The organism is Sphingomonas sp. (assembly GCF_003248515.1).
GTDB lineage: Bacteria > Pseudomonadota > Alphaproteobacteria > Sphingomonadales > Sphingomonadaceae > Sphingomonas_I.
Genome location: NZ_QFOB01000001.1, coordinates 416,788 through 440,796 on the forward strand (window position 1 = coordinate 416,788; position 24,009 = coordinate 440,796).

A 24,009-nucleotide genomic window follows, 5' to 3' on the forward strand; every position below is an offset into this window, starting at 1 on the left:
CCGAACGAAAGACGCAGCTCACGCATCGTCCCTCGCCGCATCGAAACGGCGGCGCGCTTCCTCGATCGCGCCATGATGCGCGCTCGCCCAATTGCTGATCGCCGAAACGGGCCCCTCCAGCGATTGGCCCAATGGCGTGAGCGCATAATCCACGCGCGGCGGAATGGTGGGTGTCACCGTCCGGGTGACCAGCCCGTCACGCTCCAGCCCGCGCAGGCTGAGCGTCAGCATCCGCTGCGAAATGCCACCGATCGCGCGTTTCAGCTCATTGAAGCGGCGCGGCCCGCCGCTCAGCATCGCCACGATCAGGATGCTCCATTTGTCGCCGATGCGCTGAAGGATCGGCGCGACCTTGGCGCAGCCGGCCACATTATGCTCGAGCGGGGCGCCCATCGGGCGGCCCCAGACCTGCTGATGCTCGCAATCCAAGGTCACATCCATGTTAGCGGGTGACAAAATTGTGCCTCCTTGCGGGCATCACGCCCGGTCACATATCGATCCCTGGTTACGATTTTATACCAGGAAGGCCGCTCATGAAACTGCTTCATCTCGATTCGAGCATTCTCGGCGAAGGCTCGGTCAGCCGCCAGATCACCGCCTCGATCGTGGAGCAGATCCGCAAGTCCGATCCATCGATCGAAATCGTGTCGCGCGATCTCGCCGCCGATCCGATCCCGCACCTCACGCTGGCGAGCCTGCCCGCCGCCAATCCGGATGCCCGCGCCGATCTCGCGCAATTCCTCGCGTCCGATATCGTCGTGATCGGCGCGCCGATGTACAATTTCACGCTCCCCAGCCAGCTCAAGGCCTGGATCGATCGAATCCTCGTGGCGGGCGAGACCTTCCACTATACCGAAACCGGCCCGGCGGGCCTGGCCGGCGGCAAGCGCGTGATCGTGGCCATTTCTCGCGGCGGCCATTACGGCCCCGGCACGCCGGCGGAGAGCCTCGAACATCTGGAAACCTATCTGCGCGGCGTGTTCGGCTTCATCGGAATCACGCCGGAATTCATCGCGGCGGATGGCATCGCGCTCGGCGCCGATGCGCGGTCCGCCTCGATCGAACAGGCTCTCGGCACGGTTTCGTCCCTGGCCGCCTGAATTTCAGGTGGCCGTTCCGACAACGAAGCAGGCGAGGAACATCAGCAGGCCCGCAAAGCGATTCGATCGAAAGCGGGCCAGCGCATCGGCCGGGTCTTCCCTGCGAAGCCCGGCCACCTGCCACAGCAGATGCGCCGCCATGGGCAGCAGCCCGGCCAGTGCCAGCGGTTCGGGCCGCACCTGCCACAAGGCGATTCCCCAAAGCAGCGTCGCGCCGAGATAGAACCCCGCCACGCCACCCCGGGCATGATCGCCCAGCGCGCGCGCCGAGCTCTTCACACCCGCCAGTGCATCATCCTCGATATCCTGCAGGGCATAGATCGTATCATAGCCGATCACCCACAGGATCGATCCGGCATAGAGCCACAGCGCCGGCGCGGAAACCGTGCCCGTCACCGCCGGCCAGCCGACCAGCGCCGCCCAGGAAAAGACGATCCCCAGCCATGCCTGCGGCCACCAGGTGATCCGCTTCATGAAGGGATAGGCCGCCACCGGCGCGATGCTCGCCAGCGCCATGATCTGCGCGGTCCGCTCCAGTTGCAGCAGCACGATCAGGCCCACCAGCGAAAGCGTCAGCAGCCAGCCCCACGCCATTTTCAGCGAGAGCCGCCCGCTCGCCAGCGGGCGAGCGGCCGTGCGCGCCACGCGCCGGTCCAGATCGCGATCGACGATGTCGTTATAGACGCAGCCCGCACCACGCATCGCCACCGCGCCGAGCCCGAACCACAGGATCAGATCCCAGCGCGCGATAGCCCGGCCCGCCAGTGCGATCGCCCATGCACCCGGCCAGAAAAGCAGCCACGCGCCGATCGGCCGATCCAGCCGCGCCAGCTGAACCAAATCTCGCACCCTTCCGGGCAGGCGGGCGAGCAGCCCGCGGCCCTCGCTGTCGGGAACGATCGTCTCCATGCTTCTCGCCCATGGCCGGCAAAGCTACAGACGGCAATATGCCCGCCACACCCGCCTGGCCACCGGCCAGCACACCGCGCCTGTTCCTCGATCGCCCGCTGGCCGGAGGCGATATCGTCGCGCTCGATGGCGCGCAGGCCAATTATCTCGCCAATGTCATGCGGCTGAAGGGCAACGATCCCGTCCGCCTGTTCGACGATCGCACCGGGGAATGGCTCGCCGAAGTCGCGGAAAGCGGCAAGCGCGCGATCACCCTCAGGATCACCGACAAGCTCCGCGAGCGTGAGGCGGTGCCCGACATCTGGCTGCTCTTCGCGCCCCTCAAGAAGGATCGACTTCACTATCTCGTCGAAAAGGCGACCGAACTGGGCGTGGCGCGCCTCCAGCCCGTCCTCACCCAGCGCTCGATCGTGGACAAGCCGAATCCCGAGCGGCTGCGCGCCCACATGATCGAGGCGGCCGAGCAATGCGATCGCACGGCGCTGCCCACGCTCTCCGATCAGGTGAAGCTGCCATCGCTGCTCGATGGCTGGCCCACCGATCGCGCGCTGCTGTTCGCGGACGAATCGGGCGGTGCGCCGATCGCGACCGTCACGCCCGGGCCGGCCGCCATCCTGATTGGCCCGGAGGGCGGCTTCGCTGGCGAAGAGCGCGCCCGGATCCGCGCCCATCCCGCCGCCACGCCCGTTTCGCTCGGCCCCCGCATCCTGCGCGCGGAAACGGCGGCGGCGGCGGCACTGGCGGCATGGATGGCGCTCTTCGGCGACTGGCGCTGATCCCGCTGGCGCAAGCCTTCGGCCCAAGCTATCGCGCCGCTCATGACGACGCGCTCCGCTGGCACCGGCCATGATCCTCTCATCGAAGGGCGCGCCGATCTGATCGGCGTGTTCGCCAAGGGCGAGAAGCCGAAGCCCGACTGGCGCATCGGCACCGAGCACGAGAAATTCGTGTACTGGAATGACGGCAGCCATCGCGCGCCCTCCTATGAGGAAAAGGGCGGCATCCACGCGCTGCTGATCGGCATGACGAAATTCGGCTGGGAGCCGGTCTACGAGGGCGAGAACATCATCGCCCTTTCCGGCCCGGACGGCGCGATCAGCCTGGAGCCGGCCGGCCAGTTCGAACTCTCCGGCGCGCCGCTCGACAATCTGCACCAGACCTGCGCCGAAACCGGCCGGCATCTCGCCCAGGTCAAGGAGATTGGCAAGAAGCTCGGTATCGGCTTCCTCGGCCTGGGCTTCTGGCCGGACAAGACGCGCGCCGAACTGCCGATCATGCCCAAGGGCCGCTACGGCATCATGCTGCGCCATATGCCGCGTGTCGGCAATCTCGGCCTCGATATGATGCTGCGCACCTGCACCATCCAGACCAATCTCGATTATGCGAGCGAGGCGGACATGGTGAAGAAGTTCCGCGTCAGCCTTGCGCTGCAGCCGCTCGCCACTGCGCTCTTTGCCAATTCGCCCTTCAAGGAAGGCAAGCCCAACGGTTTCCTTTCCTATCGCAGCCACATCTGGACGGACACCGATCCGCACCGCACGGGCATGTTGCCCTTCGTGTTCGAGGATGGCTTCGGCTACGAGCGTTACGCCGATTACATGCTCGACGTGCCCATGTACTTCGTCTTCCGCGATGGCGGCTACATTGACGCGGCCGGCCTCTCCTTCCGCGATTTTCTCGACGGCAGGCTCTCTGTGCTGCCCGGCGAACGCCCGCGCATCGAGGACTGGAAGGATCACCTTTCCACCGCCTTCCCCGAAGTGCGCCTCAAGAGCTTCCTCGAGATGCGCGGCGCCGATGGCGGCCCGTGGGGCAAGATCTGCGCGCTTCCTGCCTTCTGGGTGGGCCTGCTCTATGACGATCAGGCGCTGGATGCGGCGTGGGACGAGGTCAAGCACTGGACGATCGAGGATCATAATCGCATTCGCGAGCAGGTGCCGCGCCTCGGCCTCGCCACGCAGGGCCCGCGCGGCCGCACCTTCCAGGAACTGGGAAGGCGTATCCTCGATATCGCCCATGCCGGGCTGGCCGCGCGCAATCGCCTGAACGCATCCGGCGACAATGAAACCGGCTTCCTCGATCCGCTCCGCGAGATCATCGCCTCCGGCAAGGAGCCCGCACGGCGCCTGCTCGATCTCTACGAGGGCGAATGGGCGGGCGATCTCTCGCGCATCTACGAGGAAATGAGCTTCTAGGGTCTGGACCGCGCGGCTGCGGATCAGGGCGTAGCGCCAAGGAGGATGGAGCGGGTAGCGGGAATCGAACCCGCGTATGAAGCTTGGAAGGCTACCGCTCTACCATTGAGCTATACCCGCGCGCTGCGGCGCTCCCTGCCACCGGGACGCCGCCTTCGTCAACGGACCTTGTCGCATCGGGCAACTGTTTCGCCGACGGAGGCCAAGTGGGGTTGACGGCCCGCACGGGCTTCGCCAATGAGCCGCCTCCTTTGCGGGACGCCTCTGGACAGGTGGCCGAGTGGTTAAAGGCAGCAGACTGTAAATCTGCCCGTGCAAGCGTACGCTGGTTCGAATCCAGCCCTGTCCACCAAATACTCCCAATACCAATAGCCGGCTTCCGCCGCCTCGGTTCGCCCGCGATGGGATGTGCTGGCCATGCCCGCGCGAAAATTGCCTTACCGTAATCGAAACCGATCGCCGCAGTCTGCGGCCGGCGGCCTTCGTGCGCGCGACGGACACCGTCGCGGCGTGGCACCGCAGCGATAGCATCCGACTATATGGAGTGTTATGAAATGCTCATGCCGGAAATGCTTTCGATATGAAGCGCATCCTCACGGTCCTCGCCGCCGTGATCCTCCTCGGCCTTGCAGGCTTCGGGATATTGGCGTGGCGTTCCGCCATCGCGCCCGTCGAACGGCCTGCGCCGGCCAGCTTTTCTCCCCAACTGGTGCAGCAGGGCGCCATTCTCGCGGCGGCCGGCTATTGCTCCACCTGCCATACCGCGCGGGGTGGCCAGCCTTTTGCCGGCGGCTATGCGATGGCCACCCAGTTCGGCACCATCTATTCCACCAATATCACGCCGGACGTCGAGACGGGCATCGGCGACTGGTCCGAGGCGGCCTTCCGGCGCGCGATGCGTGAAGGCGTCGCGCGGGACGGCAGCCACCTGTTTCCCGCCTTCCCCTTCGATCATTTCAACAAGCTGACCGATGGCGACATCGCCGCACTCTATGCCTTCCTGATGACGCAGCCGGCCGTAAAGGCCCCGGCGCGCGCCAATACCGTTCCGTTCCCGCTCAACATCCGGGCGCTGCAGGCGGGGTGGAAGCTGCTTTTCTTCCATCCCGGGCCATTCCAGCCCGATCCCGCGAAGGGCGCGGCGTGGAATCGCGGCGCCTATCTGGCGGAGGGGATCAGCCATTGCGGCGCGTGCCACACGCCGCGCAATCCGCTGGGCGCGGAGAAACGGGACAAGCCATTTGCCGGCGCGGCGATCGACAATTGGGTCGCGCCCGCGCTCGACCGGACGAATGCCGCGCCCGTGCCCTGGAACAAGGCCGAATTGACCACCTATCTCGGTACGGGGGTCAGCCGATATCACGGCACGGCCGCCGGCCCGATGGCTCCGGTGGTGCACGGGCTGGCGCAGCTGCCTCCCTCCGATCTCGACGCGATCGCCACCTATTTTGGCGAACTGAACGGCACTGCCGGCAAGGCGCTCGATCCGGCGCCCGCCGTTGCCAAGGCTTTGGCGGCCGGGAAGACGGGCACGGGCCTCACCTATGATCCGGCGGCGCGCCTCTATGCCGCGGCCTGCGCATCCTGCCACTATAATGGCGCCGACACGGTCAATCCTCTGCGGCCCGAACTCGCGCTCAACAACGCGCTCACGCTCGATGATCCGACCAACCTTATCCAGGTTGTCCTTCATGGCATCGACGCGAAGGACGGCGCCCCCGGCGTGGTGATGCCGGCTTTCTCGCGCTTCAGCGATGCCGATGTGGCGCGGATCGCGGCCTGGCTGCGCGCGACGCGGACCGGCAAGGCGCCCTGGCCAGACCTGGAAAAGAAGGTGGCGGCCATCCGTGCCCAGGCGGAGCAAGGGGAATGAGACGATGGCGATGACCGGCTTCACGATCAACGGCAAGGCGGTGAAGCTCGACGTCGAGGACAACACCCCCCTGCTCTGGGTGATCCGCGACGAAATAGGGCTGACCGGAACGAAGTTCGGCTGCGGGATCGGCATGTGCGGCGCCTGCACCGTGCATGTCGGCGGCCGTGCGACGCGATCGTGCATCACGCCGGTCTCGGCTGTCGCAGGGGCGGACGTGACGACGATCGAGGGGCTGGATCCGGCATCCCGGCATCCGGTCCAGAAGGCGTGGCGCGCGCTTCAGGTGCCGCAATGCGGTTATTGCCAGTCGGGCCAGATCATGCAGGCCGCCGCGATGCTGAAGGATTTTCCGACCCCCTCGGATGCGGATATCGATGCGGTGATGACGGGCAATCTGTGCCGCTGCATGACCTATGTGCGGATCCGCGCCGCCGTGCGCCAGGCCGCCGCTGAAATGGCGGGCGGCCCGGCGATCGAGGAGAAGGTCGGCGTATGAGCCGCATGATCTCCCACGATGGGATGAGCCATCCGCTCAGCCGGCGCGGCTTTCTGGTCGCGGCGGCCGGGGCGGGCCTCGCCTTCGGCTTCGCGCGGCTGGCGGATGCGGCGATGGATCCGGCGGTTCCGGGCGGCGGCGTATCTCCCGGCGCTCCGCCGTTGCTCGATCCCAGCCTGTGGTTCGGGATCGATGCCGAAGGGATCGTGACGGTCAACATCGTCCGCGCGGAGATGGGCCAGCATGTCGGCACGGCCCTGGCCCGCATCCTCGCCGACGAACTGGAGGCGGATTGGGACAAGGTTCGGATCGTCCATGTCGACAGCGATCCGAAATGGGGCCTGATGGTCACCGGCGGCAGCTGGTCGGTTTGGCAGACCTTCCCTCTGTTCAGCCGGGCGGGCGCGGCGGGTCGTATCGCCCTGATCGAGGCGGGCGCGAGACTGATGGGCGTGTCGCCTTCCGCCTGCGCCGCCAGAGCGGGCAAGGTCGTCGCCGGTGGTCGCTCGCTGTCCTATGGGGAGATTGCGCGCCGCGGCGGCACGCTGCGCCACTTCAGCGAAGACGAGCTCGCCAGATTGCCGATCAAGCCGGCATCGCAGCGCAGCCTGATCGGCCGGCCGGTCAAGGCGCTCGATATCGCGACCAAGACGGATGGAACCGCGCGCTACGGCATCGACGCGACCTTGCCCGGCATGGTCTATGCCCGGCCCAAGCTGCCGCCCACGCGCAACGGTGCCAAGGTCGTATCGATCGACGACAGCGCCGCGCGCAAGGTGAAGGGCTATCTGAAGAGCATCGCGCTGGACGATCCTTCGGAAACCGTGCCCGGCTGGGTTCTGGTGGTCGCCGAAAGCTATTACGCCGCCATCAAGGCCACCGATCTGGTGAAGGTGGAATGGGCAGGCGGGGACGGCGCGACCGCTTCCGAGCAGGATATTCAGGATCATGCCCGCGCGCTGATCGGCAAGGCCGATGGCGGGGTCGATCTGGATGTCGGCCCCGGCGACACCGCGACGGCCTTCCGCACGGCCGCGAGCAGCATCGAGCAGGACTATACCACCTCCACCGTGCTGCACTTCCAGCTGGAGCCGGTGAACGCGCTGGCGATCGAGCATGATGGCGTGATGGAGATCCATACCGGCAATCAGTGGCAGTCGCTGATCCTGCCCACGCTTTCCAAGGCGCTGAACCTGCCGGAGGCGAAGATCATCCTGCGCTCCTATATGCTGGGCGGCGGGTTCGGACGGCGGCTGAACGGCGATTATACGGTGCCGGCGGCGCTCGCCGCGCGCGCGCTCGGGCGCCCGGTCAAGCTGGTGCTCACGCGAGAGGATGATACGCGCTTCGATTCGGTGCGCTCGCCCTCCGTCCAGCGCCTGCGCATGGCCTTCGACAAGGCCGGCGGCGTGATGGGCATGACGCACGATGCCTGCGCCGGCTGGCCCACGCAGGTGATGGCCTCGGGCTTCCTCGCCCCCGGCAAGAACGGCAAATATGATCCCTTCGCGATTGCGGGCGCGGATCATTGGTATGATGTCGGGCAGCAGCGGGTGCGCGCGATTTCCAATGATCTCGCCAATCAGGTGTTCCGGCCCGGCTGGCTGCGCTCGGTGGGGCCGGGCTGGACCAACTGGGCGGTGGAAAGCTTCATCGATGAAGCCGCGCATCACGCCGGGGTCGATCCGCTCGCGTTCCGTCTCAAGCTGCTGAACGGCAAGGGCCGCAACGCGGGCAGCGCACCCAATGCCGTGGGCGGCGCCCTGCGTCAGGCGGGCGTGGTGCGGGAGGCCGCCCGGAAAGCCGGCTGGGGCGGCAGGCTTCCGGCCGATACGGGGCTGGGCCTGGCCACCAGCTTCGGACAGGAACGCGATATGCCGACCTGGGTGGCCTGCGCCGCCCGGGTGCGCGTGGATCGCGCATCGGGCGTGGTGACCGTCGAGAAGCTGACGCTGGTGACGGACGCGGGCACGATCGTCGATCCGGATGGCGCGCTCGCCCAGACGCAGGGTGCCGCCTTGTGGGGCCTCAGCATGGCCCTGCACGAGGGCACGCAATTCGCGAACGGCATGGTCAGGGACGTCAATCTCGATACCTATATGCCGCTCCGCATCGCCGATGTGCCGGATCTGGACATCGGCTTCATCGAGAGCACCGAAGTCCCGGTCGGTCTCGGCGAACCGGCCGTCACGGTGGTGGCGCCCGCGATCGGCAATGCGATCTTCGCGGCGGTGGGCGCGCGCCTGCGGCACCTGCCGATCACGCCCGAAGCCGTCCGCGCCGCGCTGGCCGGCTGAGGCGCGGCGCAAGCGGAGGCACAGCGAATGCTTGTCTTCGGCCGATTTTGACATCATCGTCGCGGCGTGGCGGGATATTGGGGAAATCGAGCCGGTCGTTTCTCGGCCTTGTTGCTCCTTGGCGCCGCCCTGACGACATGCGCGCCATCGCGGGCGCCGACGCCCCCGCCCCCCGCCGAGGCGCTCGCCCGCTCGCTCGGGCTGATCCGCACCGCGACGTCGACCGAGCCGCATGTCGTCCGCCTTCTTTTCTACGGCCAGTCGATCAGCACGCCCAAATGGACGGCGCAGGCGGTCGCGCACCTCACGCAGACTTATCCGAACGTGCGCTTCGTCGTCCGCAATCTCGCGATCGGCGGCTTCGCGGCGCAGACACTGAAGCGCACGGTCGAACGTGACGTGACCGCCTTCTATCCGGATCTGATCGTCTTCCATGTCTATGGCGATCATCGCGATTATGAGCGGATCATCCGCACGATCCGCGCAACGACCCCCGCCGATCTGATCGTCCAGACCGATCATCTGTCCACCGATCTCGGGCCGCTGTGCGACGAGGGCCTGCACCTGAGCCTCGCCTCGCGCCCGGGCTGCAAGGGACGGCTCTGGTATCGCGCGACCGACTGGGAATCGCACATGTCCTGGTCCGTCATCCCGGGCCTTGCCGCGAAATATGGCTTCGCGGTCGAGCCGCGCCGGGACGAATGGATCGCCTATCTCGGAAAGACCGGCCTCCCCGCCGCCGCCCTGATCGCGGATTCGCCCCATCCCAATGCGCGCGGCTGGAGTGTCATGGCGCTGCTGTTCGGCCGCTGGTTCGATCGCGCCGTCGCCTCGTGGAACGGCCAGCGCTCGACCGCCGTCACCGATCTGCCGGCCACCAGCCGGACATTCGACATGACCGGAAACCGGATCGAGATCATCGCCTCCGGCCCGCTCGACGGAAAAGTGACGGCGACGATCGACGGAAAGCGCCCGCAGGATCTGGACGGCTGCTGGCAGACGAGCCGGACCACCGCCCTGCCCGAGGTTCGGCCGTGGCCGGCGCTTCGTCAGGTGACGATCGACCCGGCCGATCACCAGGCCGATCGCTTCACGCTCACGCTCACGCATTTCGATCCGAGCCAGGCCCATTTCCGTTTCGCGTTGACGAGCGCCGCGCGCGGGCCGGACGGCGCCGGCAGCAGCGATTCCGATTTCGTCTCCCCATCCGGACGGGTGAGGATCTCCAAGGAGGATTGGACGCTGGCCGAATCCGTGGCGCATGCGCATCGCGGCGTGCCGGAAGGCTTCAAGGTCGAATGGCGGCGCGCCTTCGTCTGCCGCGATCAGCCGGCCGTGCCGCTGACGGCCGGCACGGTGGAGCAGCGGCACCTGATCGCGACCGGCATCCGCCAGGGGCCACACAAGGTGAATATCCGCGTCTCCCCCGATGCGGAGCGGCGGATCCGCGCGATCCGGATATATCGCCCTCCGCTGGATGACGCAGCGTAAACGCTTCCTTTGGCATTGATTGTCGAGAGAGGCTGCGACAGGCAATGCCGACTCAACCGGCCGGAGACAGATACGATGACGCGTGACGAAGTGATCGACCGGCTCGTGCCGCTGATGGAAGATATCTTCGACGAGGAAGACCTGACCTATGCCGACAGCCTGACGGCCGGCGACATTGATGAGTGGGATTCGCTCAGCCACATCCGCTTCATGGTCGCCGTGGAGCGCGCCTTCGGCATCCGCTTCGCCGCCGGCGAGATCGAACAGTTCAAGAATCTGGGCGAGCTGGTCGCCGCCGTCACCGCCAAGACGAGCGGCTGATCATGTCCGGAGCGATCGATATCCTGCCCTGGCTGCTTCCCCCCGCCGAGGATTTCCGCGCGCGGGTGCGCGCGATCGGGGCGGATGAGGCGATCGATCCCGTGGCATTGCGCACGATCGCGAACACGGCGCTGGACGTGGATCAGCTCGATCGCTTCGGCCGGCTGATGGGCAAGATCGCGGATCGCGTGCCGAAGGGCGCGCTCACGCCGCTCACGCTCGGCCTGATCGGATCGCACACTCTGGATTATGCAGCGATGGCGCTCGTCGGCACGGGCGTGCGTCACGGCCTGCTGCTGCGCCTCGTGCGCGCCGATTATGGCCAGGTCGTCCAGTCCGTGCTCGATCCCTCCTCCACGGTGGCCCTGGCCAGGCCGGACATGGTGCTGCTGTCGCTCGATCCCCAGATGCTCAATCTTGCGACCCCGCGCCTCGATGCCGATGGCGCCGCCGAAACGGTGAAGGCCGCGATCGGGCAGGTGCGTATGTTGCGCGACGGGATCCGCGATTCGATCGGCGCCGTCGCCGTCCTTCAGACGCTCCCCCTGCCCGCCGATCCCCTGTTCGGCGGCTATGACGCGCGTGTGCCCGGATCGCCCCGCGCGATGATCGAGGCATTCAACCGCGCGCTGGCGGAAGAGGTGGTGGAAGGCGGCGATCTGCTGATCGATATCGCCTTCGCCGCGGCATCCCACGGGCTCGACCGCTGGCATGATCCGCGCGGCTGGCACAGCGCCAAGATGCCCTTCGCGCTCGAAGTCGCTCCACTCTACGCCGATCATGTGTGCCGGGTGCTGGGCGCCGCCAAGGGCAAGGCGCGCAAATGCCTTGTCCTCGATCTCGACAATACGTTGTGGGGCGGGATCATCGGCGATGATGGCGTCGAGGGGATCAAGCTCGGCCAGGGCAATGCGGCGGGCGAGGCGTTCCTCGCCATCCAGACGCTGGCCTTCGATCTCCGGCGCCGCGGCGTGATCCTCGCCGTCTGCTCCAAGAACGAGGATGCCAATGCCCGCCTCCCGTTCCGCGAACATGCCGACATGCTGCTGCGTGAGGAGCATATCGCCGCCTTCGTCGCCAACTGGACCGACAAGGCCACCAATCTGCGCGATATCGCGGCCACGCTGAACATCGGCACGGACGCGCTCGTCTTCCTCGACGACAATCCCGCCGAACGCGCGATCGTCCGCCGCGAGCTTCCCGAAGTCGCGGTGCCGGAAGTGGGTGCGGACCCCTCGCTCTATCCGGGCCTGCTCGCGCGCGCCGGCTATTTCGAGGCGGTGTCCTTCGCGGACGAGGATCTGAAGCGCGCCGAAATGTATCGCGCGAACAGCGAACGTCGCTCGGCCATGGCCGCCGTGACCAACATCGCCGACTATCTCGCCTCGCTGGAGATGCAGCTCGATGCGCGCGGCTTCGATCTCCAGAACCGGGCGCGCATCAGCCAGCTCGTCAACAAATCCAACCAGTTCAATCTCACCACGCGCCGCTATGGCGAGAATGATATCGGCGCGGCCGAGGCGGATCCCGAAAGGTTCACGCTCCAGCTGCGGCTGGTCGACAAGTTCGGCGACAATGGGATGATCTCGGTCATCATCTTCGACAAGGGCGCCGAGGCGTGGGATTGCGACACGTGGCTGATGAGCTGCCGGGTGCTCGGCCGGCGGGTGGAGGAAGCGGCCCTGGCGATCATCGCCGAAGCTGCCCGCGCCGCCGGGGCGAAGCGGCTCACCGGCCGCTATATTCCCACCGCCAAGAACGGGCTGGTCGAACGCCATTTCGACAAGCTCGGCTTTTCGGCCGCCGGATCCGATCCGGATGGAACGACTTTCTGGGAATTGCCGCTGGACGCCTATGCCGCGCCAGATCTGCCGATGGCCATCACGCGCGGATGAGCATCGCGTTTCACACCGGGGGGTGAGGCATGGCTTTCAATTCGGTCTTCTTCATCCTCGTCTTCCTGCCGGTCGCACTGATCGGCTATCATGTGCTGGCAGCCTCGCCGCTGCATCGGCTGCGCCTGCCTTTCCTCATCCTCATGGGGCTGGGCTTCTATGCCCGCAGCCAGGTCTATTATGTGCCGCTGCTGCTCGGCTCGGTGCTGTTCAATTACCTGCTGGGCGTCGGCATCGCGCGCACGGCGGATCGGCCGGCCACGCAGCGCCTGATCGTCGCCACCGGCGTGATCGTCGATGCCGGGCTGCTCCTGTATCTCAAATATTTCGCGGCGATCTTCAATTCGATCGCCGCGCCGGAAACGCCGCTCCACATCATCGCGCCGCTCGCCATCTCCTTCTTCACCTTCCAGCAGATCGGCTTCCTGGTGGATGTCGCGCGCGGGCGGACGCAGCCGGGGGGCTTCATCTCCTATCTCGGCTTCGTCTCCTTCTTCCCGCAGCTTCTGGCCGGCCCGATCTCGCTCCATCAGGAGGTGGCGCCCCAGCTGGCCGGGCGCCCGGCGCGTGGCCGCGTGCTGGAAAACATCCTTGTCGGCCTCGTCATCTTCTCGCTTGGCCTGTTCAAGAAGACGGTGATCGCGGACACCGCCGCCCTGATCGCCGATCCGATCTTCGATGGCGCCGCCGCCGGCAGCGCGCCGCACCTTCTGGCCGCATGGGGCGCCGCCGCGACCTATACGCTACAGATCTATTTCGATTTTTCGGGCTATTCGGACATGGCGATCGGCGTCGCCCGCATGTTCGGCATCCTGCTGCCGCTCAATTTCTTCTCACCCTTCCGATCCCGGAGCATCGCCGAGCTCTGGCAGCGCTGGCACATGACGCTGGGCCGGTTCGTGCGCGTCTACATCTTCCAGCCGCTAGCCATCCCGCTCACGCGCTTCGCCGCCGCGCGCGATCTCGGCCGCTGGCCCGGCCATGCGGTGACGACGCTGGTGCCCACCTTCCTCTCGATGCTCGTGATCGGAACATGGCACGGCCCCAACTGGACGTTCGTGCTGTTCGGCGCGATGCACGGCAGCTTCATGGTCATCAACGAAAGCTATAATTTCGCGACCCGCAAGAAGCGTCGCAAGAAGCCTGACACGAAGGCGATGCTGATCCTCTACAATGTGCTGACGGTGCTTGCCTTCACGCTGGCGGAAGTACCGTTCCGATCGGCCGACGTGCCGGCCGCGATGCGTATCTTCGCCGGCATGATCGGGCTCGGCGGATCGGCCCCCGCGCTCACCGCCACGATGGGCTGGTCGATGGCGGCGATGATCCTGATTGGCGGCCTGATCGCCTGGACACTGCCCAATACGGAGCAGATCATGACCCGCGTGCGGCCCGCGCTCGATTGGGACAAGTGGGGCAAGGTGGATCCCGCCCGCGTCACGATCGCTTTCCGCTTCTCGCCCGTCTGGTATGCCTATGCGGCGGTCGCGCTCTTCTTCGGCATCGCCTTCATCCAGCGCGGATCGCAGGCGTTCATCTACTTCAACTTCTGAGGCCGCGCCGGTGACCGATACGATCCCCGCCGAACCGCTGATCAGCCCGTCCCGCGCCGCCGCGGCGCTGGCGGGCATCATCGCCGCCGTGATCCTGTTCACGATCGCGGCGCTGGCCCTGCCGCACGATCGCTACATCTCCTTCCAGCAATTCGCCTCGGGCGATGCCTCCCGGCTACGCTGGGTCTACGAGCGGATCCATTATGATCCGACGCCGATCGATGTTGCCGTCATCGGCAGTTCGCGCGTGGAAGCCGCCATCAGCGCGCCGAAACTGGAAAGCGCGCTGACGAAACGGATGGGCCGGCCCATCCATGTCGCCAATCTGGCCGTGCCGCTGGAGGGCCGCAATCTCCATTACATCATCGCGCGGGAATTGCTGCGCACGCATCCGGAGACCCGGCTGATCCTGCTTTCGCTTGTCGAACGCAGCCGGCTTTCGCATCCCGCCTTCCGCAATGTCGGCGATATCGGGGACGTGCTCGGCTCACCCATCTGGGTCAATTTCTACTGGCTGGATGACGCCTCCTTCCTGCCCTATCGCCAGATGAGCCTGTTCAGCCAAACCCTGTTTCCCGGCCTGTTCGGCGTTCACCCGGAATTCGATCCGGCCGCCTATCGCGGCACCGGCTTCGATACAACCAAGAGCTTCCGTCTGGAAAATGGCAAGCTGGTGGATCGCGATACGATCCGCACCGCCGATCATCTCGATGCCCAGATCACGCCGATCCGCCCGCATGTGCCGGTGCTCGTCCGGCTGTTCGGCGGCGACGACAATATCATCGAAAACAGCTTCTCAGCGCGTCTCGCAAGCGATCTGAAGGGGCGATGCGCGGGACTGATATTCCTCCACATGCCGGTGTGGCGGGGCAATATCGAGGATGTCGATCTTGCGCCGAACGCCAGGCTGGGCGCGGTGCTGTTCACCCCGCCGGAAATCGGGCGCACGCCGGAGGAGTTCAGCGATTCCGGCCATTTGCGCAGCCTTGGGATCGATGAGGTGAGCGCCTGGCTGCCTGGCGCGCTCCAGCCCTATCTCGGCCCGTTGCGCGAGCCCGGCTGCCCGGCCCGGCCGGGAGCGTAGGGCTCGCGCTCAGCACAATCAGGCGCTAATCGGATTTCCATGCGCCGTGGTCATCGCCCCTCCCAACCCGTTTCCGGCAAGCCCCGTTTCTGGGGGCGCCATGCCGTGTCCGCCGCCCTCGCCAATCCGGAACGGACGGTCCGTCGCATCTGGGTGACGCGCGAGGCGGCGGCCGCCTTCGGCGGCTTTCCCGCCCATGTGCCCACCAGCTTCGCCGAGGTGACCGATCTCGCCCGGCTCGTGCCGCACGATGCGCCGCATCAGGGCATCGTGATCGAGGTGGATCCGCTGGACGATATCTGGCTGGCCGATCTGCTGGAGCGCGGGGAAGGCGGCAGCCGCCCACTCGTGATTCTCGATCAGGTGACCGATCCCCATAATGTGGGCGCGGTGCTGCGCTCGGCCGCCGCGTTCGACGCGCTCGGCATCGTCACGCAGGATCGCCACGCGCCGCCGGAGGGCGGATCGCTGGCGAAGGCGGCCTCGGGGGCGCTGGAATTCGTGCCGTGGGTGCGCGTGGTGAATCTCGCCCGCGCGCTCGATGAGATTGGCGAGGCGGGCTATTGGCGCATCGGGCTCACCGGTGCCGGCCGCCGCTCCTTCGCCGAGGCGATCGGCACGGCCAAGGTTGCGCTCGTTCTGGGCGCGGAAGGCGAAGGGATGCGCCAGAATACCGAGGCGCATTGCGATGAACTGGCAAGGCTGCCGATCAGCCCGCGCGTGGAGAGCCTGAACATCTCCAACGCGGCCGCCATCGCGCTCTATGCGCTGGCGACGCGGGGATGAGCCCCGCGCCGTTTTCGTACGCCTCAGTCTTCTTCGGCGATTCGGACGGCCAGCCCGTCCACGGCGGCCGAGAAGGGAACCTGGCAGGAAAGGCGCGAGGTTTCGTCGCGATAATCCGAGCTGTCGAGCAGATCGCTCTCGTCCTCGCTCATCGGCGGCAGCCGATCGGCGAAGGCGGGATCGACATGAATGTGGCAGGTCGCGCACGAGCAGCAGCCACCGCACAGGGCGAGCAACTCGTCAATGCCCGCGTCGCGGATCACTTCCATCACGGAGAGGCCCTCTTCGCCCTCGATCTCCTGCGTGCTTCCGTCGCGCAGTGTAACGATCAGCTTGGGCATTTGCGGGCTCCGAAAAGTGGATCTTCCGGGCGCTCCTATGTCGCGGGATATGGTGGCGCAAGTGGGAGGGCCGCATGGGCCTGAGCGCCGCGGACCTGCGACGGGGGCTCGATGCGCTGGCCTTGGTGGAGCCGGCCTTCGCCACGGGACTGGCCACGCACGGCTATCCCGAGCCGAGGACGGGCATGCGTGGCCATGTCAGCCTGCTGCGCACGATCGTCGGCCAGCAGGTGTCGACCGCTTCGGCCAACGCCATCTATCGCCGGCTGGAGGCGCTGATCGGGGCGGAGATGGATCCGGCAACGCTGGCAGCCACCCCTGATGAAGCGCTTCGCGCCGTCGGCCTGTCTCGCCAGAAGATTTCCTATGTGAAGAGCCTCGCGGGCCTCGTCGCGGATGGGGAACTCGATCTCGCCGCCCTGCCGGCGGATGATGAGGAAGCGATTGCCCAGTTGACACGGATCAAGGGCATCGGCCGATGGTCGGCGGAAATCTATCTGCTCTTCGCGGAAGGGCGGCCGGATGTCTGGCCGGCGGGCGATCTGGCCGTGCAGATCGAGATCGGCCATCTGCTGGGGCATGACGAGCGCCCGGCCGAGAAACTGGTGCGAAGCCTTTCCGGCCGCTGGAGCCCCTATCGCGGGGCGCTCGCCATCTTCACCTGGCACCATTACGGGCGCCGCTTGTCGGCCAAGGGCGCGGACAAGGCGCCGATCTGATCGTTCAGCCGTCGCGCCGGGCGGCCAGGATCTGCTCCGCCAGCGCATGATCGCCGGGCTTGTCCACGTCGATACAGGCTTCCGCGAAAGGCAAGGCGACAGGCTTGGCGACAAGGCCGGACTTGCGCCCCACCGCCCGCATCGCCGCTTCCAGCGTGATCGTGCGCGTCAGCGCGCGGATCGCCAGCCACGGGCCGAAATGGGCAATCAGCTTCATCGCCTTCTTGCGATCGCGCTCCACCTCGCTCCACAGGCCCAGCGCGATGCGGGCACGATCCGATCGCAGCACGAACAGGTTCGCGCCCGACCAGGCCTCACCCCGGAATTTCAGCCACGTCCGCCGATTTTCCGGATAGGCGGCAAGCAGGATGCGCCGGCCGACCACGCCCACCGCGACGTCCGCATCGCCGGCGCCTGCCATCATCGCCTCAATCATCGGCACGGTAAGCAGGGGATGATCCGCTGTCGTCACCAGCACCGGCCAGGGCGCTTCGGGGCCGCCCGCCACCGCCGCGACGCTGGTGGCGATGCCGCTGTCCGAATGGACGGTGCCGATGCGCGGCTCGGATGCCATCCACGCGCAATCGCCGTCGAACAATTGCGCGGGTGCCTGCGCCATCACGACGATGCGCTCGATCCCGGGTGCCGCCAGCAATGTCCTGGCGACGCGGCTCAGCATCGCCTCGCCCGCCACCTTGACCTTGGCCTTGCGGCTTTCCCCGAACGCCTGTGCCAGCGGGTCCACGCCCGGCCGCTGCCCCGCAAGCAGGATCGCGGTCCAGCGCTGCATGCTCATTCCAGCCAGCTCCGCACCGCACGGCCACGCGCGCGCCAGATCAGCGCCTCGGCGAACTGCACCGCGTGCACGCCCAGCGAGATGATCGTCCACCAGGCGACCGCGATCAGCCCCCAGTCCGGCCTCCCGACCAGCAGGAAGGCGGCAAGGATCGGCATGTTGGGATTGCGCCGCGCCGTGATGAGCCGGAACCAGCTGTCGAAGCGTCGCCACACATGGATGTGGATGCCGAAGAGCGCGATGAAGCCGCCCTCGATCAGCCGCTGGACGACATAGCCGCCCATGATCGCGGCCATGCAGAGCCAGAAGGCTTCCTCGGAAAGCCGCCGGCCATAGGCGATCAGGCCGACGCCCCACGCATACCACCAGAAGGGCGGATGGATCAGATCCATGCCATGATCGAAGATATTGCCCCAGGCCGACGAAGTGATCGTGCAGCGCGCGAGCTTTCCGTCGACCGTATCGAGGATCATCATGAAGAGGCCGGCGGCGAGCCCCGGCCAGTAATCGCCCGTCCAGAACGCCCAGGTGGCGATCACACAGAAAACCGCGCTGATCGTGGTCACCTGATTGGGCGTGATCCCCCACCGCGCGGCGATCCGCGTCATGTGGAATGCCCATTCGGGCCACATATATTTGGTCAATATGTCGGTGACGCCCTTGTAGGCGCCCCAGTAGCTCGCCCGCTCGATCAGGCCGACGGAAGCCGGCGTCAGCTTTTCCATGAACGGCCGCTCGCGCTTGCGCAGCGTCTGGTTCTCCAGTTCGGTCGTCTCTTGCGGCACGGCATCCAGCGCGTACGGATCAGGCTGCGTGGCCGTGACATGCGCGATCACGGGCACGCCATCGCGCGTGATCGCATGGCCGGGACGGGCGGCGGCATATTTCAGCCACAGCGGATCGAAGACATAATCGAGATTGACGACCAGCGCGCCCTCCGCACCGGCATTCGCCGCCAGCGTGAAGCCCTGTGCGGCGGCGATGCGCCGCAAACGCTCCCGCGTCGTCAGTCCCCAGATCAGCGTATCATTCTCGCCGGCAGGGACCAGCGGCGGCAACGTCATTCGGTTTTGCCCCAGATTCTCAGAAAGCCTTCCACCGCCATGTCGACATCTTCTTCCGGGGTCGAGCAGTAAGTGTCGCCGCGATGCCAGATCACGTCGGCGAAGCATCCCGCCTGGCACAGCGACAGAAACTGGCGCGCCGCAATCTCCGGATCCCCCTGCTGCAATCGCCCCGCCGCCATTTCATCCGCCATGTAGCGGGCAAGGCGCGCGCGGCATCGGGCAGGCCCCCGTTCATAGAACGCCTTCACCAGATCCGGAAAGCGATGCCCTTCGGCGGCGATCATGCGCTTCAGAGCACGCGCATCCTCCGACAATATCTTGGCGAGAAACACGCGGCCAAACCGCCTCAGCGCCGCAGCCGTACCGCCGCCGACCAGAAGGGCCTCGTCCAGCGCATCGCTGAAATGGCCGACCAGCTTGTCGACGATGGCGAGAAACAGATCCTCCTTCGAAGGGAAATGGCTCCACAGCGTCGTCTTCGATCCGCCGCAATCCGCCGCGATCGCCGACATGGACGTGTCGGCGAAACCATTTTCGAGGAATGCGCGTTTCGCGATGTCGATAATCGCCTCGCGCCTGACTTCCTTGCGCCGGCTGCGCCGGTCGGTGAGGCAACTCTCTCTCATGACGATACTATATAGTACACTTTTCTGTTGACAAGCTATCGACGGAAGCGCAGGCGCCGAAACCGTACTCTATGGTATCACATCTTTCCCCCTGGCGCACCGCCGCCTCCCTCCTCGCCGCCATGCCGATGCTGGCGGCGTGTGTCCCTCAACTCGGGGCCGCGCCCCAGCCGCGCGCGGCCGGATCACTGGCGAGCACGCAGGCGCTTCCAGCCGAATCGGGCGAGTGGCCCGGCGAGGGCTGGTGGCAGGCCTATGGCGATGCCCAGCTTACGGCGCTCATCCGGGAAGGCCTTGCCGGATCGCCCGATATCGCGACCGCCGCCGCGCGCGTCGCCAGGGCTGAAGGCATGGCGCAGGCGGCCGGCGCGGCGCTCGGCCCCACGCTGGATGCGGATGGCAAGGCCGGCACCGTCAAGCAGAGCTACAATAACGGCTTTCCCAAGGAATTTGTCCCCAAGGGCTGGAAGTCGAACGGCGATGCCTCGCTCCGTCTCGGGCTGGATCTCGATCTGTTCGGTCGCAACCGCGCCACCCGCCGCGCTGCGCTGAGCGAACGGGATGCGGTGCGGATCGATGCGACAGCGGCGCGCCTCACGCTCGCCGCCTCGATCGCCAGCGCCTATGCCGATCTGTCGCAGCTCTATGCGGAACGTGACGTCGCGGTGGACGCGGCGCGCATTCGTTCCGAAAGTGCGAAGCTCGTGGCCGATCGTGTCGCGAACGGGCTGGATACGGAAGGCGAGCGGGCGCAGGCCGACTCCCAGGTGCCCTCCGCCCGCGCCGACATCACCGCGCTCGATACGTCGATCGATCTGGTCCGCCATCAGATCGCGGCCCTCGTCGGCGCCGGCCCCGATCGCGGGCTGAGCATCGACCGGCCGCAGCTGGCGGCGCCGGCTGCGGGGGCTTTACCCGCCAATGCCGGCATCGCTCTGCTCGGCCGTCGGCCCGATATCGTTGCTGCGCGCCTGCGGGTGGAGGCGGCAGACCAGCGCGTGAAGGCGGCGAAGGCTGCCTTCTATCCCGATGTCAGCCTGTCCGCGCTGATCGGCGTCCAGTCGCTCGGCCTTTCCAATCTGGTCGAGAAGGATTCGATCTACGGCAATGCCGCGCCGGCCTTGTCGCTGCCGATCTTCGATTCGGGTCGCCGCTCGGGCGATTATCGATCGACGCGGGGTGATTATGACGCCGCCGTCGCGGATTATGATCGCACGCTGCTGGCGGCGCTGCGCGAAGTGGCGGATGCGATCAGCAATCGCGCCGGCCTCCAGCGCGAGGACAAGGATGCCAGCGCCGCGCTTGAGCGGAGCGAGGCCGCCTATCGCATTGCCCGCCTGCGCTACGAAGGCGGGCTTTCCACCTATCTATCGGTGCTCACCGCCGAGGATGCGGTCGTCGCGGCCCGCCGCCGCGTCGCCGATCTTCGCGCGCGCGCCTTCACGATCGACATTGCATTGATCCGCTCGCTCGGCGGCGGCTTCGCCAGCGAACAAGGAAAAGGCTGATGGCCGAAGACAATCCCCAGATCCCGGCCGAGGTTAAGCGGCAGGAAGAAACCGCGCGGCCGGCCACATCGGCCCCCGCCCCGGCACAGCCCGATCCCGCCGAACAGAAAGCGAAGCGCAAGCGCCTGCTGACGATCCTCGCGCTTGTCGTGGGCGTCGTCGCGGTGCTGCTGCTGCTGTATCATTTCCTGATCGGCGTACGCCACGTTTCCACCGACAATGCCTATGTCGGCGCCGATACGGCGCAGATCACGCCGCTCGTCGCGGGCGCCGTCGCCGAAGTGCGCGTCGCCAACACGCAGCTGGTGCGCAAGGGGGACATTCTCGTCGTGATCGATCCGGCCGATGCCCGCATCGCCGCCGATCGCGCGGCCGCCGATCTCGGTTCCGCGCGGCGCAAGCTGAGCGAGACGCGCTCCACCGGCGGATCGCTCGCGGCCGACGTCACCGCGCGCGACAGCGATGTCGAGCGGGCACGGGCCGAACGCGTTTCCGCGCAGGCCGATTTCGACAAGGCGCAGACCGATCTTTCCCGCCGCGAAAAGCTGGCCGGTGCCGGCGCCGTTTCGGGCGATGAACTGACGACCGCGCGCAACGCCTTCGCCACGGCACGAGCCCGCCTGCTCGTGTCCAGCGCGGCGGTCGATCAGGCGCTCGCCAACCGCAAGGCTTCACTGGAGAAGCTCGCCGCCAACCAGGCGCTGACCGAAGGCCCGACCGAATCCAATCCGGACGTCGCCTCGGCCCGTGCCCGCTATGATGCGGCGAAGCTGGATCTCACGCGCACCGTGATCCGCGCGCCGATCAGCGGCATCGTCGCCCAGCGCAACGTGCAGGTGGGCCAGCGCGTCGCCCCCGGCACGGCGGTCATGACGATCGTTCCGTCCTCGGCCATGTATGTCGATGCGAACTTCAAGGAAGGCCAGCTCAAGAAGGTCCGTGTCGGCCAGCCGGTGACGCTGGAGGCGGACATCTATGGCGGCAGCGTGGAATATCATGGCAAGGTGATCGGCATGGCGGGCGGCACCGGATCGGCCTTCGCGCTGATCCCGGCGCAGAATGCCACCGGTAACTGGATCAAGGTGGTCCAGCGCCTTCCGGTGCGCATCGCGCTGGATCCGAAGGAACTGGCGGATCATCCGCTGCGCGTCGGCCTGTCCATGGATGTCGACATCGACGTTTCGGAGCACTGATCATGGCGAGCGCGGCCGTCGCGCCGAAGCCGCTGGGCGCGCCTACGGTCAATCCGTGGCTGGTGGGCGTGATCCTCGCGCTTTCGAACTTCATGGTGGTGCTCGATATCTCGATCGCCAACGTGTCCGTGCCGCATATCGCCGGCAGCCTGGCCATCTCGCCCGATCAGGGCACCTGGGTCATCACCTCCTATTCGGTGGCGGAAGCGATCTGCGTACCGCTCACCGGATGGCTTGTGGCGCGCTTCGGCACGGTGCGCACCTATCTCGTCGCGATGACGGGCTTCGGCATCTTCTCGGTGCTGTGCGGTCTTTCGACGACATTGGCCATGCTCGTCGCCTGCCGCATCGGCCAGGGCATTTGCGGCGGACCGATCATGCCGCTCACGCAGACCCTGCTGATGGCCGTCTTCCCGCCGGAAAAGCGCGGCCAGGGCATGGGCCTGTGGGCGATGACGACCGTCGTCGCGCCGATCGCGGGGCCGCTTCTGGGTGGTCCGATCAGCGATAACTGGTCGTGGCACTGGATCTTCTTCATCAACATTCCGATCGCGATCCTCTGCGTTGGCGGATCTTTCTTCACGCTGAAGCCGTTCGAAACGCCGACCCGCAATGCCCCGATCGACAAGGGCGGCATGATCCTGCTCGTCATCTGGGTGGGCGCGCTCCAGATCATGCTGGATATCGGCCGCGACCATGACTGGTTCTCGTCCGACATGATCAAGGCGCTGGCCGTGATCGCGGCGATCGGCTTCGTCGCCTTCGTGATCTGGGAGATGACGGAGCCGCAGCCGGCGGTGAACCTGCGCGTCTTCCGGCATCGCGGCTTCACGATGTCGGTGATCTCGCTGTCGCTCACTTACGCGATCTTCTTCTCCGCCATCGTGGTGACCCCGCAATGGTTGCAGGGCGCGATGGGCTATACGGCCACCTGGTCCGGCTATGTCGTCGCCTGGCAGGGGTTATTCGCGGTCGTGATGTCGCCCATCGTGGGCAAGCTCGTCGCCAAGACGGATCCGCGCCGCATCTACACGATCGGCGTGCTGTGGATGGGCATCACGATGCTGATCCGCGCCAACTGGTCGACCGATGTGGATTACTGGCACCTGATGCTGCCGCATCTGCTGCTGGGGATCGGCATGCCGATGTTCTTCGTGCCGGTCACGATGATCGCGCTGGCGGCGGTCGATCCCGATGAGGTGCCGGGCGCCGCCGGCCTCCAGAATTTCGCGCGCACGCTTTCCGGTGCGTTCGGGACCTCGATCGCGACGACGCTCTGGCAGAATGGCGCCGAGCAGCAGCGCTCGGAACTGACGAACGTCCTGCATACCGATATTTTCCAGCAGCAGGCCGCCGCCGCCGGAATCACGGGCGAGAAGGCACGCGGCCTGCTGGAGCAGCTGGTGATGGGGCAGGGCTATGCGCTGTCGCTGATCCACATCTATCAGGGCGCGGCGTTGCTCCTGTTCCTGGCGGCCACCTTCGTCTGGTTCGCACCCCGCCCGCGCGGAGGGCCGCCGGCGGGCGGCGGGCACTGATTCCGCCCCTCGCCGCGCCCGCCTCCACCAAAGGGCGTGAGGGTGCGGCTGCGCCGGGCGGCGGCCTCTCCACGAAGGGGAACCCCTGCTGTCGCAAAAGCGCCTTATTGCGCGCGCAGAGGCATTCACCATATCGCGCCGGCCCCTGGCCGGGCGTCAGACAACGAGAGTGGATCGATCGTGGCGAGTAATGCCTTCAAGCCCGGCTTCTGGAAGCG

22 protein-coding genes and 2 tRNA genes are annotated in these 24,009 nt (G+C 66.7%); 17 read left to right on the plus strand and 7 right to left on the minus strand.

Going from position 1 to position 24,009, the window contains the following annotated elements; all coding sequences use genetic code 11:
* Positions 1-18: 18 nt before the first annotated feature.
* Positions 19-429: a winged helix-turn-helix transcriptional regulator gene (locus tag DI605_RS02105; RefSeq protein WP_367120019.1), complete on the minus strand. Its 411-nt coding sequence runs from the start codon at positions 427-429 to the stop codon at positions 19-21.
* Positions 430-533: 104 nt separating this feature from the next.
* Between DI605_RS02105 and DI605_RS02110 the strand changes: the two genes are divergently transcribed.
* A complete protein-coding gene (locus DI605_RS02110) occupies positions 534-1,100 on the plus strand; it encodes an NAD(P)H-dependent oxidoreductase (protein WP_293968483.1) in 567 nt (188 codons plus the stop codon).
* A gap of 3 nt (positions 1,101-1,103) precedes the next feature.
* On the opposite strand, the gene ubiA is transcribed toward DI605_RS02110, so the two are convergent.
* Entirely contained in the window at positions 1,104-2,009 is a 906-nt protein-coding gene (gene ubiA / locus DI605_RS02115) for a 4-hydroxybenzoate octaprenyltransferase (protein WP_293968486.1), read from the minus strand.
* Between the two features lie 38 nt (positions 2,010-2,047).
* On the opposite strand from ubiA, the gene DI605_RS02120 reads away from it, so the two are divergent.
* Together DI605_RS02120 and DI605_RS02125 are read left to right on the plus strand one after the other, a co-directional pair.
* On the plus strand, positions 2,048-2,785 hold the full coding sequence (locus tag DI605_RS02120) for a 16S rRNA (uracil(1498)-N(3))-methyltransferase (protein WP_293968488.1): 738 nt from the start codon (positions 2,048-2,050) through the stop codon (positions 2,783-2,785).
* Between the two features lie 42 nt (positions 2,786-2,827).
* On the plus strand, positions 2,828-4,204 hold the full coding sequence (locus tag DI605_RS02125; RefSeq protein WP_293968490.1) for a glutamate--cysteine ligase: 1,377 nt from the start codon (positions 2,828-2,830) through the stop codon (positions 4,202-4,204).
* Between the two features lie 46 nt (positions 4,205-4,250).
* Here the strand turns inward: DI605_RS02125 and DI605_RS02130 are convergent.
* A tRNA-Gly gene (locus DI605_RS02130) sits at positions 4,251-4,324 on the minus strand.
* A gap of 146 nt (positions 4,325-4,470) precedes the next feature.
* Here DI605_RS02130 and DI605_RS02135 point away from each other — a divergent pair.
* From DI605_RS02135 to DI605_RS02180, 10 genes are all read left to right on the plus strand, one after another.
* Positions 4,471-4,556 (plus strand) — tRNA-Tyr (locus tag DI605_RS02135).
* A gap of 228 nt (positions 4,557-4,784) precedes the next feature.
* Entirely contained in the window at positions 4,785-6,077 is a 1,293-nt protein-coding gene (locus DI605_RS02140) for a c-type cytochrome (protein WP_293968492.1), read from the plus strand.
* Between the two features lie 10 nt (positions 6,078-6,087).
* Positions 6,088-6,576, plus strand: coding sequence for a (2Fe-2S)-binding protein (locus tag DI605_RS02145; RefSeq protein ID WP_293968884.1), 489 nt, complete (start codon positions 6,088-6,090; stop codon positions 6,574-6,576).
* Positions 6,573-8,873, plus strand: a complete 2,301-nt coding sequence (locus DI605_RS02150) for a molybdopterin cofactor-binding domain-containing protein (protein ID WP_293968494.1) — start codon at positions 6,573-6,575, stop codon at positions 8,871-8,873. The genes DI605_RS02145 and DI605_RS02150 overlap by 4 nt, the downstream gene beginning before the upstream one ends.
* 108 nt (positions 8,874-8,981) lie before the next feature.
* Positions 8,982-10,364 carry an SGNH/GDSL hydrolase family protein gene (locus tag DI605_RS02155; RefSeq protein WP_293968495.1) on the plus strand — a complete coding sequence of 461 codons (1,383 nt, stop codon included), beginning with the start codon at positions 8,982-8,984 and terminating at the stop codon, positions 10,362-10,364.
* A gap of 75 nt (positions 10,365-10,439) precedes the next feature.
* Positions 10,440-10,685 carry an acyl carrier protein gene (locus DI605_RS02160; RefSeq protein ID WP_293968497.1) on the plus strand — a complete coding sequence of 82 codons (246 nt, stop codon included), beginning with the start codon at positions 10,440-10,442 and terminating at the stop codon, positions 10,683-10,685.
* A 2-nt stretch (positions 10,686-10,687) separates the two neighbouring features.
* Entirely contained in the window at positions 10,688-12,580 is a 1,893-nt protein-coding gene (locus tag DI605_RS02165) for an HAD family hydrolase (protein WP_293968499.1), read from the plus strand.
* A 29-nt stretch (positions 12,581-12,609) separates the two neighbouring features.
* Positions 12,610-14,133: an MBOAT family O-acyltransferase gene (locus DI605_RS02170; RefSeq protein WP_293968501.1), complete on the plus strand. Its 1,524-nt coding sequence runs from the start codon at positions 12,610-12,612 to the stop codon at positions 14,131-14,133.
* 10 nt (positions 14,134-14,143) lie between these two features.
* Positions 14,144-15,217 carry a hypothetical protein gene (locus DI605_RS02175; protein ID WP_293968503.1) on the plus strand — a complete coding sequence of 358 codons (1,074 nt, stop codon included), beginning with the start codon at positions 14,144-14,146 and terminating at the stop codon, positions 15,215-15,217.
* Positions 15,218-15,256: 39 nt separating this feature from the next.
* Positions 15,257-16,003 (plus strand): RNA methyltransferase, encoded by a 747-nt coding sequence (locus DI605_RS02180; protein WP_293968505.1) that lies wholly within the window; start codon positions 15,257-15,259, stop codon positions 16,001-16,003.
* A gap of 23 nt (positions 16,004-16,026) precedes the next feature.
* Here the strand turns inward: DI605_RS02180 and DI605_RS02185 are convergent, their stop codons facing one another.
* The gene (locus DI605_RS02185) at positions 16,027-16,344 is read right to left on the minus strand and encodes a 2Fe-2S iron-sulfur cluster-binding protein (protein ID WP_293968507.1); all 318 of its coding nucleotides are present in this window, start codon (positions 16,342-16,344) and stop codon (positions 16,027-16,029) included.
* A gap of 74 nt (positions 16,345-16,418) precedes the next feature.
* Between DI605_RS02185 and DI605_RS02190 the strand changes: the two genes are divergently transcribed.
* Positions 16,419-17,063 (plus strand): DNA-3-methyladenine glycosylase 2 family protein, encoded by a 645-nt coding sequence (locus tag DI605_RS02190; protein WP_293968508.1) that lies wholly within the window; start codon positions 16,419-16,421, stop codon positions 17,061-17,063.
* Between the two features lie 4 nt (positions 17,064-17,067).
* Here the strand turns inward: DI605_RS02190 and DI605_RS02195 are convergent, their stop codons facing one another.
* Genes DI605_RS02195 through DI605_RS02205 form a run of 3 tightly spaced genes read right to left on the minus strand, consistent with a single transcriptional unit; the run spans position 17,068 to position 19,552 of the window.
* Complete coding sequence (locus tag DI605_RS02195; RefSeq protein WP_367120020.1) at positions 17,068-17,853, minus strand: NTP transferase domain-containing protein; 786 nt, start codon at positions 17,851-17,853, stop codon at positions 17,068-17,070.
* A gap of 2 nt (positions 17,854-17,855) precedes the next feature.
* Positions 17,856-18,923, minus strand: a complete 1,068-nt coding sequence (locus DI605_RS02200; RefSeq protein WP_293968512.1) for a CDP-alcohol phosphatidyltransferase family protein — start codon at positions 18,921-18,923, stop codon at positions 17,856-17,858.
* A complete protein-coding gene (locus DI605_RS02205) occupies positions 18,920-19,552 on the minus strand; it encodes a TetR/AcrR family transcriptional regulator (RefSeq protein ID WP_293968514.1) in 633 nt (210 codons plus the stop codon). The genes DI605_RS02200 and DI605_RS02205 overlap by 4 nt, the downstream gene beginning before the upstream one ends.
* Positions 19,553-19,623: 71 nt before the next feature.
* Here DI605_RS02205 and DI605_RS02210 point away from each other — a divergent pair, with 71 nt between their 5' ends.
* From DI605_RS02210 to DI605_RS02220, 3 genes are read left to right on the plus strand one after another with little or no spacing between them, the layout of a single operon-like run.
* Complete coding sequence (locus DI605_RS02210; protein WP_293968516.1) at positions 19,624-21,060, plus strand: efflux transporter outer membrane subunit; 1,437 nt, start codon at positions 19,624-19,626, stop codon at positions 21,058-21,060.
* On the plus strand, positions 21,060-22,253 hold the full coding sequence (locus tag DI605_RS02215) for an HlyD family efflux transporter periplasmic adaptor subunit (protein ID WP_293968518.1): 1,194 nt from the start codon (positions 21,060-21,062) through the stop codon (positions 22,251-22,253). Before DI605_RS02210 ends, DI605_RS02215 begins: the two co-directional genes overlap by 1 nt.
* A 2-nt stretch (positions 22,254-22,255) precedes the next feature.
* Positions 22,256-23,791, plus strand: coding sequence for a DHA2 family efflux MFS transporter permease subunit (locus DI605_RS02220; RefSeq protein WP_293968519.1), 1,536 nt, complete (start codon positions 22,256-22,258; stop codon positions 23,789-23,791).
* The last annotated feature ends 218 nt before the right edge of the window (positions 23,792-24,009 follow it).

Excerpts from the sequence above, each read along its gene's own strand:
- DI605_RS02160 (WP_293968497.1), top strand. The coding sequence starts at position 10,440 with ATGACGCGTGACGAAGTGATCGACCGGCTCGTGCCGCTGATGGAAGAT.
- DI605_RS02150 (WP_293968494.1), top strand. The coding sequence starts at position 6,573 with ATGAGCCGCATGATCTCCCACGATGGGATGAGCCATCCGCTCAGCCGG.
- DI605_RS02180 (WP_293968505.1), top strand. The coding sequence starts at position 15,257 with ATGCGCCGTGGTCATCGCCCCTCCCAACCCGTTTCCGGCAAGCCCCGT.
- DI605_RS02195 (WP_367120020.1), bottom strand. The coding sequence starts at position 17,853 with ATGCAGCGCTGGACCGCGATCCTGCTTGCGGGGCAGCGGCCGGGCGTG.
- DI605_RS02140 (WP_293968492.1), top strand. The coding sequence starts at position 4,785 with ATGAAGCGCATCCTCACGGTCCTCGCCGCCGTGATCCTCCTCGGCCTT.
- DI605_RS02205 (WP_293968514.1), bottom strand. The coding sequence starts at position 19,552 with ATGAGAGAGAGTTGCCTCACCGACCGGCGCAGCCGGCGCAAGGAAGTC.
- DI605_RS02220 (WP_293968519.1), top strand. The coding sequence starts at position 22,256 with ATGGCGAGCGCGGCCGTCGCGCCGAAGCCGCTGGGCGCGCCTACGGTC.
- DI605_RS02200 (WP_293968512.1), bottom strand. The coding sequence starts at position 18,923 with ATGACGTTGCCGCCGCTGGTCCCTGCCGGCGAGAATGATACGCTGATC.
- DI605_RS02120 (WP_293968488.1), top strand. The coding sequence starts at position 2,048 with ATGCCCGCCACACCCGCCTGGCCACCGGCCAGCACACCGCGCCTGTTC.
- DI605_RS02215 (WP_293968518.1), top strand. The coding sequence starts at position 21,060 with ATGGCCGAAGACAATCCCCAGATCCCGGCCGAGGTTAAGCGGCAGGAA.
- DI605_RS02145 (WP_293968884.1), top strand. The coding sequence starts at position 6,088 with ATGACCGGCTTCACGATCAACGGCAAGGCGGTGAAGCTCGACGTCGAG.
- DI605_RS02170 (WP_293968501.1), top strand. The coding sequence starts at position 12,610 with ATGGCTTTCAATTCGGTCTTCTTCATCCTCGTCTTCCTGCCGGTCGCA.
- DI605_RS02125 (WP_293968490.1), top strand. The coding sequence starts at position 2,828 with ATGACGACGCGCTCCGCTGGCACCGGCCATGATCCTCTCATCGAAGGG.
- DI605_RS02190 (WP_293968508.1), top strand. The coding sequence starts at position 16,419 with ATGGGCCTGAGCGCCGCGGACCTGCGACGGGGGCTCGATGCGCTGGCC.
- ubiA (WP_293968486.1), bottom strand. The coding sequence starts at position 2,009 with ATGGAGACGATCGTTCCCGACAGCGAGGGCCGCGGGCTGCTCGCCCGC.
- DI605_RS02185 (WP_293968507.1), bottom strand. The coding sequence starts at position 16,344 with ATGCCCAAGCTGATCGTTACACTGCGCGACGGAAGCACGCAGGAGATC.
- DI605_RS02165 (WP_293968499.1), top strand. The coding sequence starts at position 10,688 with ATGTCCGGAGCGATCGATATCCTGCCCTGGCTGCTTCCCCCCGCCGAG.
- DI605_RS02110 (WP_293968483.1), top strand. The coding sequence starts at position 534 with ATGAAACTGCTTCATCTCGATTCGAGCATTCTCGGCGAAGGCTCGGTC.
- DI605_RS02210 (WP_293968516.1), top strand. The coding sequence starts at position 19,624 with ATGGTATCACATCTTTCCCCCTGGCGCACCGCCGCCTCCCTCCTCGCC.